Source organism: Photobacterium sp. DNB22_13_2, from assembly GCF_052873915.1.
This window is the reverse complement of record NZ_JBNNXU010000087.1, coordinates 1-310: the sequence shown is the minus strand read 5'-3', so window position 1 is coordinate 310 and position 310 is coordinate 1. Positions and strand designations below refer to the sequence as shown.

Annotated in this window: 1 protein-coding gene; it reads left to right on the top strand. The window is 62.9% G+C overall.

Annotated features, from left to right (window positions below; translation table 11 throughout):
* The first annotated feature begins 10 nt into the window (after positions 1–10).
* Positions 11–187 (top strand): FAD-dependent oxidoreductase, encoded by a 177-nt coding sequence (locus tag ACVA58_RS27895; RefSeq protein ID WP_446513495.1) that lies wholly within the window; start codon positions 11–13, stop codon positions 185–187.
* The last annotated feature ends 123 nt before the right edge of the window (positions 188–310 follow it).

Here is a 310-nt window from a genome sequence, read left to right as displayed (position 1 = left end):
CACATCCCCCATACCCCCGGGCTTTCTCACCAAGTACGGCGATGTGCTGCATCCGCCAATCGGCCGGTTGATCTGGGCGGGTACGGAAACCGCAGAAATCTGGATTACCACCATGGACGGCGCAATACGGTCGGGCCACAAGGCGGCATTGCAAGCGCTTCAGGCCGCGGCTGGGGGGAAAGCATGATGAACACGAATACGACAACGAAATCACGCGGTCGCGGCAAGCGGATTCTGGTACTGGGGGGCGCGCTGCTGTTGGCCGCAGCGGTGGTCGGCGGCGTCATGTACGGGCCGGAGTTCTATGGCC